Annotated in this window: 16 protein-coding genes; all 16 read right to left on the bottom strand. The window is 40.9% G+C overall.

Annotated elements, in window-relative coordinates:
- Positions 1-25 precede the first annotated feature (25 nt).
- The 16 genes from SST111_RS08180 to SST111_RS08105 all read right to left on the bottom strand — a co-directional run bounded on the left by SST111_RS08180 (position 26) and on the right by SST111_RS08105 (position 13,001).
- Positions 26-967: a sensor histidine kinase gene (locus SST111_RS08180; RefSeq protein WP_099810590.1), complete on the bottom strand. Its 942-nt coding sequence runs from the start codon at positions 965-967 to the stop codon at positions 26-28.
- Positions 964-1,632: a response regulator transcription factor gene (locus SST111_RS08175; protein ID WP_180274044.1), complete on the bottom strand. Its 669-nt coding sequence runs from the start codon at positions 1,630-1,632 to the stop codon at positions 964-966. The genes SST111_RS08180 and SST111_RS08175 overlap by 4 nt, the downstream gene beginning before the upstream one ends.
- 38 nt (positions 1,633-1,670) lie before the next feature.
- Positions 1,671-1,937, bottom strand: coding sequence for a type II toxin-antitoxin system RelE family toxin (locus tag SST111_RS08170; protein WP_024378630.1), 267 nt, complete (start codon positions 1,935-1,937; stop codon positions 1,671-1,673).
- Positions 1,927-2,166 carry a type II toxin-antitoxin system RelB family antitoxin gene (relB, locus tag SST111_RS08165; protein WP_015646833.1) on the bottom strand — a complete coding sequence of 80 codons (240 nt, stop codon included), beginning with the start codon at positions 2,164-2,166 and terminating at the stop codon, positions 1,927-1,929. Before relB ends, SST111_RS08170 begins: the two co-directional genes overlap by 11 nt.
- Positions 2,167-2,257: 91 nt before the next feature.
- Positions 2,258-4,228, bottom strand: a complete 1,971-nt coding sequence (locus SST111_RS08160) for an ABC transporter permease (RefSeq protein ID WP_024378629.1) — start codon at positions 4,226-4,228, stop codon at positions 2,258-2,260.
- The gene (locus SST111_RS08155) at positions 4,229-4,981 is read right to left on the bottom strand and encodes an ABC transporter ATP-binding protein (RefSeq protein ID WP_099810586.1); all 753 of its coding nucleotides are present in this window, start codon (positions 4,979-4,981) and stop codon (positions 4,229-4,231) included.
- A 135-nt stretch (positions 4,982-5,116) separates the two neighbouring features.
- Positions 5,117-5,851: an ABC transporter permease gene (locus SST111_RS08150; protein WP_099810584.1), complete on the bottom strand. Its 735-nt coding sequence runs from the start codon at positions 5,849-5,851 to the stop codon at positions 5,117-5,119.
- Between the two features lies 1 nt (position 5,852).
- Positions 5,853-6,599 (bottom strand): ABC transporter permease, encoded by a 747-nt coding sequence (locus SST111_RS08145; protein ID WP_099810582.1) that lies wholly within the window; start codon positions 6,597-6,599, stop codon positions 5,853-5,855.
- A 1-nt stretch (position 6,600) separates the two neighbouring features.
- A complete protein-coding gene (locus tag SST111_RS08140; protein WP_099810580.1) occupies positions 6,601-7,503 on the bottom strand; it encodes an ABC transporter ATP-binding protein in 903 nt (300 codons plus the stop codon).
- Positions 7,504-7,519: 16 nt separating this feature from the next.
- Positions 7,520-7,903, bottom strand: a complete 384-nt coding sequence (locus SST111_RS08135) for a NisI/SpaI family lantibiotic immunity lipoprotein (RefSeq protein WP_099810578.1) — start codon at positions 7,901-7,903, stop codon at positions 7,520-7,522.
- 12 nt (positions 7,904-7,915) lie between these two features.
- A complete protein-coding gene (locus SST111_RS08130) occupies positions 7,916-8,056 on the bottom strand; it encodes a hypothetical protein (RefSeq protein WP_032497991.1) in 141 nt (46 codons plus the stop codon).
- Positions 8,057-8,195: 139 nt separating this feature from the next.
- The gene (locus SST111_RS08125; RefSeq protein ID WP_099810575.1) at positions 8,196-9,362 is read right to left on the bottom strand and encodes an ATP-grasp domain-containing protein; all 1,167 of its coding nucleotides are present in this window, start codon (positions 9,360-9,362) and stop codon (positions 8,196-8,198) included.
- 17 nt (positions 9,363-9,379) lie between these two features.
- Positions 9,380-10,126 carry an esterase family protein gene (locus SST111_RS08120; protein WP_024376612.1) on the bottom strand — a complete coding sequence of 249 codons (747 nt, stop codon included), beginning with the start codon at positions 10,124-10,126 and terminating at the stop codon, positions 9,380-9,382.
- A gap of 27 nt (positions 10,127-10,153) precedes the next feature.
- On the bottom strand, positions 10,154-10,978 hold the full coding sequence (locus SST111_RS08115; protein WP_099810573.1) for an alpha/beta hydrolase: 825 nt from the start codon (positions 10,976-10,978) through the stop codon (positions 10,154-10,156).
- 74 nt (positions 10,979-11,052) lie between these two features.
- Positions 11,053-12,099 (bottom strand): DNA glycosylase AlkZ-like family protein, encoded by a 1,047-nt coding sequence (locus SST111_RS08110; RefSeq protein WP_099810571.1) that lies wholly within the window; start codon positions 12,097-12,099, stop codon positions 11,053-11,055.
- 65 nt (positions 12,100-12,164) lie between these two features.
- On the bottom strand, positions 12,165-13,001 hold the full coding sequence (locus SST111_RS08105) for an AraC family transcriptional regulator (RefSeq protein ID WP_172014829.1): 837 nt from the start codon (positions 12,999-13,001) through the stop codon (positions 12,165-12,167).
- Positions 13,002-13,007: the final 6 nt, after the last annotated feature.

Below are 13,007 nucleotides of genomic sequence, written 5' to 3'. Positions count from 1 at the left end.
CTTTCAAAAGAAAAAAGTACAGCTTCTACTGTACTTTGGTGATGGTTACTGTGGTGCCGACGTCTACTCGGCTTTCCACGGAAATAGCTAGTTCCAACTGATTCAAGACCCGCTTGGTCAGATACAAGCCAAATCCTGTCGCTTTTTGGTGTTCACGACCATTAAAACCTGTAAATCCCTCGTCAAACAGGCGAGGAATGTCTTCTGCCAGAATCCCAATTCCCGTATCGGAAATGGAAATTCCCCCATTCAATTCAATGGCTACCTTACCACCAGTCTTATTGTACTTGAGGGCGTTATCGAGTATCTGCGATAGGGCAAAGCTGAGCCATTTTCTGTCGGTTTTCAGTAACCAATTTCCATCGATGGTCACTGAAATGTCTTTTTGCAAGAACTGATTGCGGTATTTTTTGACCAAGTCCACAACTACTTCTCTTACCTCCACCTGCTCAAATCGAAAATCACTGGCATGGTTGGTCAGTTTGAGGTAATTGAGGAGATTTGCCATATAATTGTCCAAGCGTAAGAGCTGGTGATTGACATCCTGCTGGTTGAGATTATCAGTCTGGCTCATTAAAGACAGGGCAGCAAGAGGCACTTTCATCTGGTGGGACCACATTTTGACCATAGCTTGCAGGTCCTCTTCTCGTGACTTATAATCCAAGAGCTGCTCCCGCGTCGCCTCCTTCTCCGCTTCAATCAAGTTGAGATAGGCAAGGTCCACAGGCTTATTAAGCAGGGGCAGAGCTTCTTCATAGACATAGTCTTCCAAGGCTCTCATGCGGTTGTGAAACTTCCAGAAAAGGCCCACTGTCAGTAGGATTAAGAGGGTTAGGGACAATAGCAGAGCGTTTTGCAGGAATTCGGTGGGCAGTTGATAGAGAAAGAAAAGCAAGATAAAACTAGTAGCCAGAACAATGTAGGAGAAGTAAAAACTACGGTATTCTCGGATAAATTTTGCTATCATTTGACCAAGTACCCCACGCCACGAACGGTATGAATACGTTCAAAACCGACCTCGCTCACCTTCTTACGCAGTCTGGTCATGTTGACATTGAGCGTATTCTGGTCAATAAATTCTTCATTTTCCCAGAGTTTTTCCAAGAGTTCCTCTTTACTAACAATCTGCCCTTGTCTTTCTAGCAAGGCGGACAAAATCTTGGTTTCCGTAGGTGAAAGTTGAACCTGTTCCGATTTGTTTGTAAATCGTCCGTCTAAACTAAGCTGGAACTGGTCGATAGACAATTCGCTCGATTTGCTGAATTGATTAACCCGACGCAAGAAGGCTCCGATTTTGGCATCCAAAATTCCCAGTGAAAAAGGCTTAGACACAAAATCATCGCCACCCATGTTCATAGCCATGACCGCATTCATCTCATCATCGCTAGAAGAGATAAAAATAATGGGCATGGTCATGGTTTTACGGATTTCCGTCGTCCAGTAAAAGCCGTTGTAATAAGGCAGGCTAATATCCATGAGGACCAGATCTGGCTTGAGTTCCGCAACTTCCTGACTGACTGCCCGGAAATTCTGCACACTGTCCACCTGATAAGACTTACCCAAATGCTGCTTCAAGAGTTGGACAATCATCTCATCATCTTCAACAATATAAATCTTCTCTTTTTTCATCATCTTCATTCTGCAAAAGCCAGGACACAGGTCTTGGCTTTCTATTTATATATTTCTTTCCGATGCCCGACTTCAAGGGCTGTTACGATCAATTTGTCATCTTCAATACTGACGATGACCCTATAATTGCCGATACGGTATCGCCATTGCCCAGAACGATTGCCAGTCAAGGCTTTTCCGTACTGTCTGGGGTTGTCGCACCCGTTGATATGCTTATAAAGATACCGCAAAATCAAACTTGCAACATTTTTATCCAACTTTCGAATTTGCTTTTGAGCCTTAGCAGACAAAATAACCTTATAACTCAATGCCCAACTCCTCAGCCATTTGTTCTAGTGTTATCGGCTCAATGCCATTGGCCAAGTCTTCTTGGTATTCTGCCCAGGCAATATCTGCCACGCGGGCGTCATATTCATCTTCAAGGGCTTCAAGGGTTTTAGTCCGAATGAGTTCTGACAAACTGACACCTTCAAACTTTGCCATAGCCTGCATAAAGAGCTTGTCCTGCTCAGAAACTTTCAATGTAATAGCTGCCATTTTCTCACCTCTTCGAGTATTCCTTTGGTATTACCATTGTAACACCATTCCCCTGAAAAAGCAAGAAATCTCGCACAAGGCGAGACTTCTTCTACCGTTCAATAATGCGGTAATAGGTGCGACTGGTCCACTTGTAAATGACAAAGTAAATCAGAGCGACTGCCAGTAGGGTAATTCCGCTGACGGTATAAATCATAAGCGAAGAGGTGACACCAAAGGTCAATAGCATTTGCTTAAGCATAACAAGAGAAATCACGAAATGCAAGGTCGCCATAGCTAGTGGCATAAAGAAGACCGTAAGTGTTTGCGAGTTAATGGTCTTTTTGACTGCTGTTGCACTCATGCCCACTTCTTGTAGAATCTTGTAGGATTTCTTGTCTTCATGCCCTTCCGAGTACTGCTTGTAGTAGATAATCAAGGCTGCACCCAGTAGGAAACTAATTCCCAGCAAGAAACCTGTAAAGAGGAAACCGCCTCTAAAGCCCATCAGTAAATTGTTGAAATCGGATTTTTGCATAGCATATCCTAGGAATTCTCCGTTTGCATCGTTGATATTATAAGAGTCCCCAGTTTGCTCACCAATTGAAGTAACCTCTTCATCAGTCAAGTCGGTAAAGACACGGTAGTCCAGGCTAACCTGATAGCCTTGCGGATTATTGGACTCATAATACTCACGAACAGTATTCAATACAGTGTCATCACTGACTACCATAACGGCGGCATTTAGCGTATTGGTGATGTCTGGGAAAATAGCCTGGTCAAGATTGGCTACATTCTCAAAGGTATGATCGCCCAAAACAAGCTTCTTCAGCAATGGTTTTTCACTCGGACGCATAAAGACCACTTGATTGGCAGCAAGCTCTGGCAGGTCATTGCCCAACTTCCGGAAATCATCTTGGGTGACGAAGTAGGTAAAGGCTATTTTGCTAAAGTCTGGATTGGCAATGGTTTCTGGACTAATGACAATCTCCTTCCCACCGTCATAGACCAGACCAGCTTGGTAGGTCAGGTAGGACAGACTATCTTCCGCTTTTTCTGGAAAATGGCTGAGCACCGATTGCTGATAGGCACTTTCACCCTGACTTCTATCCGCAACTTTGTAGGTAATAGATGTTTCCTTTGGATAAAGACCACTTGTCATGCTTGACATGCCAGTATAAAGTGAAGTCGTTGTTGCAATGGTCACAAAGGCCATGACTGCTAAGAGGGTAATATTTGCCAAACCAGTTGCATGCTGTTTCATACGGAAAATCATCTGCGACGTGGTAATGAAATGCTCTGGCGTGTAAAAATAGCCTTTGTTTTTCCGCCGTGCCTTCAAATACCAAGTCATAAAGCTGATGTAGAACAAGTAGGTCCCCGCAATAACAAAGAGCACAGCGATGAAGAAACGAAAGATGACAGCCACCCCTGCTGCTTTCGATGAAAGCGATAGGTAGTAGCCAACGCCTAGGCTAATGACACCGAGAGCAGCCAAGAGGAGATTCCCACGTGGCTCCTTCTCACCCTTTTCACTAGCTCGGAACAAAATCAGCGGACTGGTCTTGCCAATAGTCCGAATAGCCAGCAATTCCAAGATAAAGAATATCCCTGCAAAGAGAAAGGCAGTCAGGACAAATGCCAGAGGAGCTATTCCAAAATGCAAATCACTATAATTTGTTAGATTGACAAAAATCAAGTAGAGAACATTTGCGAACACACCAGCTAAGACAGAACCAAGAACCACAACCAGTAAGAATATCATCATCAATTCTAGGCTGGCTATCAAGGCTACTTTTTTCTTGTTCATCCCCAGCATGTTATAGAGACCAAATTCCCTCGCCCGTTGTTTCATCAGGAAATTAAAACTATAAATCTCCATAATGACCGAGAAAATGGTCAGAACAACAACACCAAGACCGATAGAAACGGCACCAGAGCCCATGGTCTCCATAACTGGACTTAGCATGAGTAAGAACATGGAACAAATCAGAGTAAATAGCACAAGACTGGCTAAAACGAATGGAGCAAAAACACCCATGGATTTTCGGATATTTTGCCCAGCAAGTTTGAGGTAAAACATCTACTCACCCCCTAAAAGTGCAGACATGTTGAGCGAAATCTCCTTGGCAAAGTCTTGATTGCTCTTGCCTGCCTTGTACAACTGATGGAAAATCCGACCATCCTTGATAAAAAGAACCCGTTTGGCATGGCTGGCTGCGTTGGCTGAGTGGGTCACCATGAGAATGGTTTGTCCGTCTAGGTTGATGTCTTCAAACAAATTCAGCAAGTCTTCCGAATTGCGGTAATCAAGGGCAGCTGTCGGTTCGTCCGCTAGAACAATCTGTGGCTGGGTAATCAAGCTACGGGCAATGGCCACGCGCTGCTTTTGTCCACCAGAAAGTTCAAAAGGACGTTTTTTCAGCAAATCTTGAATCCGCAGTTTTGGCGCCAAAACTTTCAAACGTTTTTCCATTTCCTCATAGCCAGTACGTGCCAATACCAGAGGTAAAAAGATATTGTCTTGGATGGACAGGGTGTCCAAGAGATTAAAATCTTGGAAGACAAAGCCAAGATTACGCAAGCGAAAATCGGCCAGCTCGCTCTCCTTGATTTTGGTAATATCTTGATTGTTCAAAAGAACAGAGCCACGAGTTGGCTTGTCCAAGGTTGCTAGAATATTGAGCAAAGTCGTCTTACCTGAACCACTTTCACCCATGATGGCGATAAACTCGCCCTCTTCTACCTTAAAATCCACATCTTGCAAGGCACGAGTTTCCTCTTTTGAAAAGCGCGTGCGGTAAACTTTTTCTAAATGATTGATTTCTAATAACATATAAACTCCTAATTGTTTTCTTTGGATAAATTAACTTGATTTAGCATAGCTAATTTTCTTTGGCACTAAATCCCATGAAATTGAGTTTCTAATTATCAGCTTTATAAAAGAAATACATAAAATTGTAAAAGGTTTCTATTTACTATTTTCCAAATTCTTGATAGTTAACTGATAAAAAATAAAACTAAACACAATATTCACTGTAATAAATAAGATAAATTCTAAAAATGTCATATCTTGCAATGCCCTACTCCGTAATCCAATCATCGGTTGAGAGTAAGGGAAAAATTCCGTAAAACTTTCATTGATAAAAATTAATACAAAATTAAGCATACTACCAATGGTAGCAACACCGACTCCCTTACTGAAATTTCGAGTTTTTACAGTGATATATGATTGGAGTGTAATAATTGGAAAGGAAGACAAAAGCGATAAAGCAATCCATTTAACATGTGTGGCTAAACTAAGGTCAAATGAAATGCCGTCAATTTTTGCTGCAACTAAAAAAATCAGCAGCAATAAGAATTGAACTGGAAGAATAAGAAGAAAACTGCTCATTAATTTTCCTAAATATAATTTCCTCATAGAAACTTGATTAGCCTTTAGCATGTCAAGAGTTTTTCGCTCAAATTCAGGAACTAGTAAGAGACCTGCAATAATGGCTAACATAGGAGGATAAAGTAAGGTACTATTGTAAAAGGTCAGTTGTCCCCACAGAACCAAAGATTGAGTTCCGTCGATCAAAACATCACGATTAGCAAAATAGATACCCAATCCTATCATGCTAGAGAAACTCAAAAAGGCAATCCCAATGACTAATAATTGAATTTTCCTTGTTTTTGTCCACTCAGCTAAGAAGTAATCTTTCATCTTAGTTACCTTTCTTTCTTAATATTAGAACCGCCAAAAGGTAGAGTATCAAGCAGTAAATGGCATAACAGACGATTTTCTCAAGCAACTGACTATCTAAATTATAGGTAAATGTGCCATCACCCAGAAATTGATATTTATAAGGCGCAAGACTTCCTGAACCAGTGATTGGGTTAAGTAAACTGGTAAAACCATAACTTTTTGGGTTTAAGATAATTCCTAGAAAACCACCTAAAAGTCCTAGAGCTAGCAGAATCCCCTGTTTTTCAAGAATCATGGCCAAGGTCAGATAAAGACAAATCAATGAAAATATTGCAAGTATCTGCCCAATAAACTGAATACCAATAATCTGCAAAGAAATAGAGATTCCTGCCTGTGTTCCGAAAAGATAAATAATCATAATTTCGATAGCAGACATAATAACAAAGGAAACCAGCATAAAAAAGAATTTATCACGAAAAATGGCTGTTAGGCTTTGACCATTAGCTATTTGTAGTTTAAAGGTCTGCCCTTCATGTTCATTCCCTACAATTCGACTAGCAAACACACAAACTGCAATCGGGAACATAAGTAGATTGACATTCTGATTACTAAACAAGGTTCCAGCCATTCTTAACTCTGGATGTGAAGAGAAAGCAGAGATAAAAGTTGCAATATTCCAAAGTGTGGCAACCAACATCAAAATAATGACAATTGAAATAGATTTTGTTCGTCTACTTTTTAGCCATTCAATGTAAACACCATTCATCTTACGCCTCCTTTGTTAGATTTAGGAAAATATCTTCAAGAGTTTCACTTTCTCTAACCACTCGGAATATTCGGTATCCATTTTCTATTAAATAGCTCACCAGATCTGCTAACCGATCGTTATCCAAATCCCTTAAAGTTACTTGACTTTCGGATGCACTCAAAATTTCTACCGTTCCAAGTTCAACTAAGGTCTGAACAATATTTTTCTGTGAAAAATCACCGCCAATTTCAATCCAAGTATTTGACTTAATAGCTTCAATTTCTCCCTCATAGACAAGACGACCATGATTGATAATCCCAACTCGATCTGCAATGTGTTCAATTTCCGGAAGAATGTGACTGGAAATAAAGACAGTCAGACCTTTTTCTTTGGCTAATTGAACAATTAATTCACGAATTTCATGAATACCAGCTGGATCAAGACCATTTGTGGGCTCATCTAATAATAAGATTTTCGGCTTTTTCACTAAAGCAAATGCTAAGGCAAGTCGCTGTTTCATACCAAGAGAATAGGCCTTAACTAATTTTTTTCGATTTTTTTCATCAGCTAATCCAACGAGCTCCAATGTCGGCCAGATATTATTTTTATCAAATCCCACCATTTTTTGAAACACTAATAAATTTTCATATCCAGTTAAATTAGGATAATAGGACGGTTCTTCTATCATAGATCCAATCTGATTTAGGTATTTTTTGTCATTTCGAATGTCTTTTTTATTAATAAAAATTTCACCTGAAGTCGGAGTGACAAGTGATAGAATCATTTTCATCGTAGTTGTCTTACCTGCACCATTTGGTCCAAGAAAGCCGTAGATTTCTCCTTCTCGTACAGTAATCTTTTCAATATCAACAGTGGTAACGTCTTTGTAAACTTTGTTTAAATGATTGATTTCTAATAACATAGTTACTCCTAATTCCTTATTCACTGTCTAAATCAACTTGGTCAAGAACTGCTTGATAGTCGATTCGGTCTGATTCAGCAATATTATCTTCTAAATCCACCTTATAATAACCATCCTGGACACCGATGGCCCATTCCTTGTTAGAAGTAGTGTAAAGATTATTCAAGGATACTGTCTGTTTCACTGCCCCTTCTTCTTTGATAACAGGCCATTCCATAAACTTAACTTCTGTTCCTTGAATACTATCTTCGGCAACTTCCTGTTTGCTAACGGCATAGTCTTTTCCCTTATAATGAAAGGTTTGATAGCCCTCATCAAAGCTAAGACCTGCTGAAGAGGAAGAGCAAGCGGTTAGCATTATACTGCCCAAAGCCAGCAAACCAAATACTTTCTTTTTCATAGTTTCCTCCCTCTAGTATGCCATAAATCTTATACTTTGCAAATCATGGGCGAGCTCTTCTAAGAATGAGGCTTGTTCCATGAGTTCAGCCTTTTCTTTTTCTGAGAATACTTTTTCTTCTATTCTCTTTGCTTGTAAAAATTTGAATGACATATGATTTCCTTCTTTCTATTTCTTATGAGTCTATTATAGAAAATATTCTTTCTGTACTCACTTACAGTTCTGATTAAAAAACTTACAGCTTTGTAAGGAAAGAAAAAAAGACACCATTTCTGGTGTCTTACAGTTAGTTTTATTTTGTTAGACCAATGTAGGCAATCATATCGTCTAACTCTTCCTTGCTTTCAGTCACTAGAAGGTAGGCATCGTTGCCTTGCAATTCTGCAAAGGCGTCGGGCATGCGTTTAACGGTCTTAATCTTATCAGCAAATTTCTGATAAATATCATCTGCCGAATGAACGTAATCAGTTGTATCTCGGCGAGTTGCGACCAAGCAGTATTGTGAATCGAATCGTCTCTCTTCAACATCACCACCTGTTACAATGTTTGCGTAATCACGGAAAAGGTCAATAGAATGTGCATAGTTATAGGCTTCAACTGTGAAACCGCCTGCCATGCGGTTGTTGTATTCAATCGCGATGTAATCTTTTCCGTTCTTGAAAAATTCAATATGGAAGAAACGTTCTTTCATACCGAAGGCTTTGATAATCGCACGACCATATTTTACTAATTTCGGATCTAATTCTTTTTCAATATAGTAGGCATTATCTTTTTTGCTTTGCATCAATTCAAATGGTGTATGAACATAGGTCAAGCCTGTTTCGAAAACAACATTTCCCTTGCTGTCCACCAATCCATCATAGGTTGTGATAATGCTTGAGTTGACAAATTTCTCAAAGAAATAGGCTGTTTGACCATCCCAAGCTTCTTTAAAGGTTTCCAAATCTGCTTTCTTTGTGAGTTTAAAGGTACCGGATGCCCCAACGCCGTTGTCAGGCTTGGCAATCATTGGAAAACCAATTGTCTTAACAGCCTTATCAACGTCTTTCTCCGATTTGACAACCATACCTGGAACAACAGGAACACCTGCTTTGGAAAAATATTTCTTCATTTCAGACTTGAATTTTGTCTTTTTAAGATGACTTGGCTTAGCTCCGAAAATATTAAATTGTTCACGGAGTGCGGCATCATTTTCAAGCCAATGCTCATTGTGGGATTCTACACGGTCAATAGGGCCATGCTTGTAAATCAAGAATGCAGCTGCACGCTTGACTTCATCAATATTTTCCAAATCATTGACACGGAAGTATTCTGTTAAGGCATTACGAAGTTCTTCAGGCAATTGATCGTAAGGTTCTTGCCCGATACCTAGAACCGTAACGCCTTCTTTTTTTGCCAATTCAATGGTAAATGGTTGAAAATTTTCTGGATAAAAAGGTGAAATAACGAGATAATTCATAGGTAGTCCTTTCTAGCTTATAGTCCGATAGAATGAAGGAAGAATGGCATTTGCTTTCTCCACCACACCCAGTCGTGGGCCACATCTGTTCCCCAAGTATCAAACCAAGCTGGGATATTCTTTTCTTCAAAGGCACGTTTTAGGTTATAGAATGAGTCCAGACCGTCTTGTTCCCAATCGCCCAAACCGGTACAAACGATAATATCAGCTTGACGGTATTTGTCAATAAACCAACCGTCATTCTGATTCCAAATGTAGTCAGATGGTGAGTTTTGATAGACAGCATCATCATTGCCATAATCTTGATTGTTGTTGAAGAAACGAGCATCATAGACACCTGAAAGGGCGATAACTTTTGTGAAAACATCTGGATGTTGCAGGAAGAAATTGAGCGCGTGATAAGCTCCCATAGAGCAACCAGTCGTCATCATCCCATCGAACCAGCCAGTTTTATGTTTGATAAAGGGAATCGCTTCTTCAATCACATAGCGTTCGTAGGCGCGGTGAGCTTCTGCTTTGTCATGAATAGATTTCCAGTCTGCCAACCAGCTTTCACTATCGTAACTCGTTAAGGTGAAAAATTGAACATGACCTGCCTCGATAGATCCACGGCAGGCTTCAATCATACCAAAATCTGCGTATTCATTGTACGAACCGCCTGATGAAGCGAAAACAACCACAGGAATCCCTGCGTGACCATAACGATTTAGATTCATTTCTCGGCCAAGATTTCCAGACCAATGACTTAAAAATTCAACGTGCATCTTTTTTCTCCTAACTAATTCTTTTAATTACCATTTTTCGCTTAAAAAGCGCAAGCAATCTGGCAAATAAGTTGCCCAAGCTTCTTCACTATGGACCGCACCTGAAACGACTTCCAAGGCGATATTGTCCAAATCCACTCCGCCAGCAATCAATTGGCGACAATAAGTCAGTGAAGAGTTGATATAGGATTGCTTGATATTGCCAGCCATGAGCGTTTTATCTGTATCATCCGCCTCTTCAGTTCCAACATAGATGTAGACCCGTTGGTCCTTGTCTAAGTTTTGACGTTCAATATAGCGGTCAAATGCCTCCTGATGTAGCCAGTTGGCTGATGAAAATACTCCTAGACAGCCAATTTGCTCTTGGTAGGCCAATCCCATAAATTGTGTGATGTTGCCTCCTAAAGATGAACCAATCATGGCTGTATGGGCCTTGTCAGACTTGGTGCGATAGGTCTGGTCAATAAATGGTTTGACCACATCCATGACAAATTCGGCATACAAGGTTCCTTTTCCACCAAACTGAATGCCTGGAATGCCCATTTCGCTAAACTTCCAAGCAGCATATTCATGCATCCGTTCAGCACCATCATTGTCAATCGCTACGATAATCATCTTGGCAATATCAGGATTTCGCTTAACAGTTGGAATGACCTTCCATGAATGCCCAGAAAAAGCTTCTTTACTGTATAAAACGTTTTGACCATCATGGAAGTAGACAACTGGATAGGTCGTTTCCGTATTTTCTTCGTAACCTTTTGGCAATAAGACACGGACACGACGCTTTCGACCAGTGAATGGAACATCTAATTCATGGGTTTTCATATCCAAATAAAAATAGGACTTGTTCATATACATCTCTTTCTAAACAGTATTTCTAGTATTATACCATAGTTTTCGTGAAATATTCAGAAAATTTTGTTATTTTAGGCCATTTTTTCGGACTTTCCGAACAAACTAGTTTTTTGTTTGAGTCTCTCCTCGTAGTCCTGTCTGTAGTTTTCCAGTTCTTTCTGTTCCCGACTGGTCAGGTTTTCAAAGATAGACAGTTCAATCCTGCCCTTATCTCGTCTCCAGGTCGCAACTAGTCGTCCTTTGTAGAAAACAACGGGTTTGACAATGCCAGTCAGTGTATAAATCTGGCGGATATGCTTGGGATTAAAGAAAGGATTAGCTTTCTTTTCATAACCTAGCAAAAGTTGGTCAAAGCCTGCAATGAAGAGGCAGTCAGGTAGGGCGGCTTCTTCTAATTCTCCCAGATAAAAGCGTTCTTCCCCTGCTACCTCAACGGTTTTTAAATCTAATTGCTCCATCCAATTTAGGACCGTAGATTTATTTTCCTTGAAATAGTAACGGGCATCGGCTAGGGTGACTGGCCCAAAACCTGCAAAATACCGTCGAGCGATTTCCAGCTCTGCTTTTTCCTGAGAAAGTGGCTGAAAGTCTGTCAGACGATGAAAACGCTTGGCACCGTACTCTTGGTAGACTTCCCCACGCTCGACCATGTAGCGAAAGAGACCGCCCCAGGCATTAAAGACCAGCTTCTCCTCTTCCTGTGTCATCTTTTCCCCTCGGCAAAGGACCTTGAGATCCTCACGGGTCATGGGACCTTGTTCAAGGGCTTCTAAAATCAGCTGGTGATATTTCTGCTTGGTCTGAGGACTAAAACCGTCCCGTCCTTCTATCTTGAGATAGTCGGTGCTGGCCAGCCGCCCCTCGTGGATATAGAGAGAAATTTCCGACTTGAGATAGGCATGAACCGTTCGCCGAATGGACCACTGACGAGTCAGCTCCTCCTGCCAGCTCCCCTCATGAAAATCCTCCGCTGTCATACGGTTACGAAATCCGACATGAACATAGGGCTGAAACTGAGCCTGCAAACCGTTGAGGTTTTGGCAGATTTGCTGAACAGACAGGGGTTTCAACAGACCTTGTTTCTGCAGAATAATTCCCTTCCAAGTATCGTGGTGCATCGTATTTTTCCTCCGCTTTTCTAATCCCAGTATAACACAAAAGACACCCGAAGGTGTCCTGTACATTATGCTTTCACAATGGGAATCCAGAGTTCCATTTGGTAGTCTGGGGAACTCATGTCTCCTTCAAAATAGTACTCAAAATCTGGTGCACCTGAATGGCGATAGCCGTGTTCAGGAAAAAAAGTTTCTAGCGCATAACGCCATCCTGCATGAATAGATTGAGGAACAGGACCTGTTAGGGTAAAAATAGCATAGTCAGCTTCGTGAACATCAAGAAGTTCTAAGCCTAACTTAGTCGCTTTTTCACTATCTGTGACATCATAAGCAGCCATATAATTAATCGTCTCGTCCGCTTGAGCTAATGTACAAACTCCAAAGGACTGCCCACTTCCTAGAGCAGCTAACTCTTCATAAGTATGGTTCTTGAACAAGTCTTCCCATACCTGCGGACACACTTCGTTACTGATTGCTGTGCGAAGAAGTCCAGCAACTGTAAAACCAGCCTTCTTTTCAATACGAACCTCCATTTCTTTACCTCCTTGGATGGTTAATGATAGTTGCAAGGGTAAGAGGACCTTAAAAGGCAACCCCTTACGCACTTGACTAGGAGAAATCTGATGAAATTGTTTGAAGGCAAAGGCAAAAGAATCCGAAGATTCATACCCATATTTAAGGGCTATATCTATAATCTTTGCCTGTCCTTCACGAATGTCCATAGCAGCTCGCGTCAACTTTCGTAACCGAACGTATTCTGACAAGGACATATCTGTCAGAATCGAAAAGAGACGACTAAACATGGGAACGGAATATCCTGATATGCGCAAAAATTCCCGTTCATCGATTTCGCTTTCTAAAACGGACTCTAGGTAACGTACGGTTGCATTGAACTCTTTTATCATCAACTT

It is taken from the genome of Streptococcus suis YS161, from assembly GCF_002760245.1.
GTDB classification, from domain to species: domain Bacteria; phylum Bacillota; class Bacilli; order Lactobacillales; family Streptococcaceae; genus Streptococcus; species Streptococcus suis_I.
Note: the sequence above shows the minus strand (reverse complement) of the source record. Positions and strands in the feature narration are given on the sequence as shown.

What these genes read in the sequence shown, in the direction of transcription:
- SST111_RS08135 (WP_099810578.1), bottom strand. Translation starts at nt 7,903, where the DNA reads ATGAAAAAGAAAGTATTTGGTTTGCTGGCTTTGGGCAGTATAATGCTA.
- SST111_RS08115 (WP_099810573.1), bottom strand. Translation starts at nt 10,978, where the DNA reads ATGAACAAGTCCTATTTTTATTTGGATATGAAAACCCATGAATTAGAT.
- SST111_RS08155 (WP_099810586.1), bottom strand. Translation starts at nt 4,981, where the DNA reads ATGTTATTAGAAATCAATCATTTAGAAAAAGTTTACCGCACGCGCTTT.
- SST111_RS08120 (WP_024376612.1), bottom strand. Translation starts at nt 10,126, where the DNA reads ATGCACGTTGAATTTTTAAGTCATTGGTCTGGAAATCTTGGCCGAGAA.
- SST111_RS08140 (WP_099810580.1), bottom strand. Translation starts at nt 7,503, where the DNA reads ATGTTATTAGAAATCAATCATTTAAACAAAGTTTACAAAGACGTTACC.
- SST111_RS08145 (WP_099810582.1), bottom strand. Translation starts at nt 6,599, where the DNA reads ATGAATGGTGTTTACATTGAATGGCTAAAAAGTAGACGAACAAAATCT.
- SST111_RS08125 (WP_099810575.1), bottom strand. Translation starts at nt 9,362, where the DNA reads ATGAATTATCTCGTTATTTCACCTTTTTATCCAGAAAATTTTCAACCA.
- SST111_RS08160 (WP_024378629.1), bottom strand. Translation starts at nt 4,228, where the DNA reads ATGTTTTACCTCAAACTTGCTGGGCAAAATATCCGAAAATCCATGGGT.
- SST111_RS08130 (WP_032497991.1), bottom strand. Translation starts at nt 8,056, where the DNA reads ATGTCATTCAAATTTTTACAAGCAAAGAGAATAGAAGAAAAAGTATTC.
- relB (WP_015646833.1), bottom strand. Translation starts at nt 2,166, where the DNA reads ATGGCAGCTATTACATTGAAAGTTTCTGAGCAGGACAAGCTCTTTATG.
- SST111_RS08180 (WP_099810590.1), bottom strand. Translation starts at nt 967, where the DNA reads ATGATAGCAAAATTTATCCGAGAATACCGTAGTTTTTACTTCTCCTAC.
- SST111_RS08175 (WP_180274044.1), bottom strand. Translation starts at nt 1,632, where the DNA reads ATGATGAAAAAAGAGAAGATTTATATTGTTGAAGATGATGAGATGATT.
- SST111_RS08110 (WP_099810571.1), bottom strand. Translation starts at nt 12,099, where the DNA reads ATGCACCACGATACTTGGAAGGGAATTATTCTGCAGAAACAAGGTCTG.
- SST111_RS08150 (WP_099810584.1), bottom strand. Translation starts at nt 5,851, where the DNA reads ATGAAAGATTACTTCTTAGCTGAGTGGACAAAAACAAGGAAAATTCAA.
- SST111_RS08105 (WP_172014829.1), bottom strand. Translation starts at nt 13,001, where the DNA reads ATGATAAAAGAGTTCAATGCAACCGTACGTTACCTAGAGTCCGTTTTA.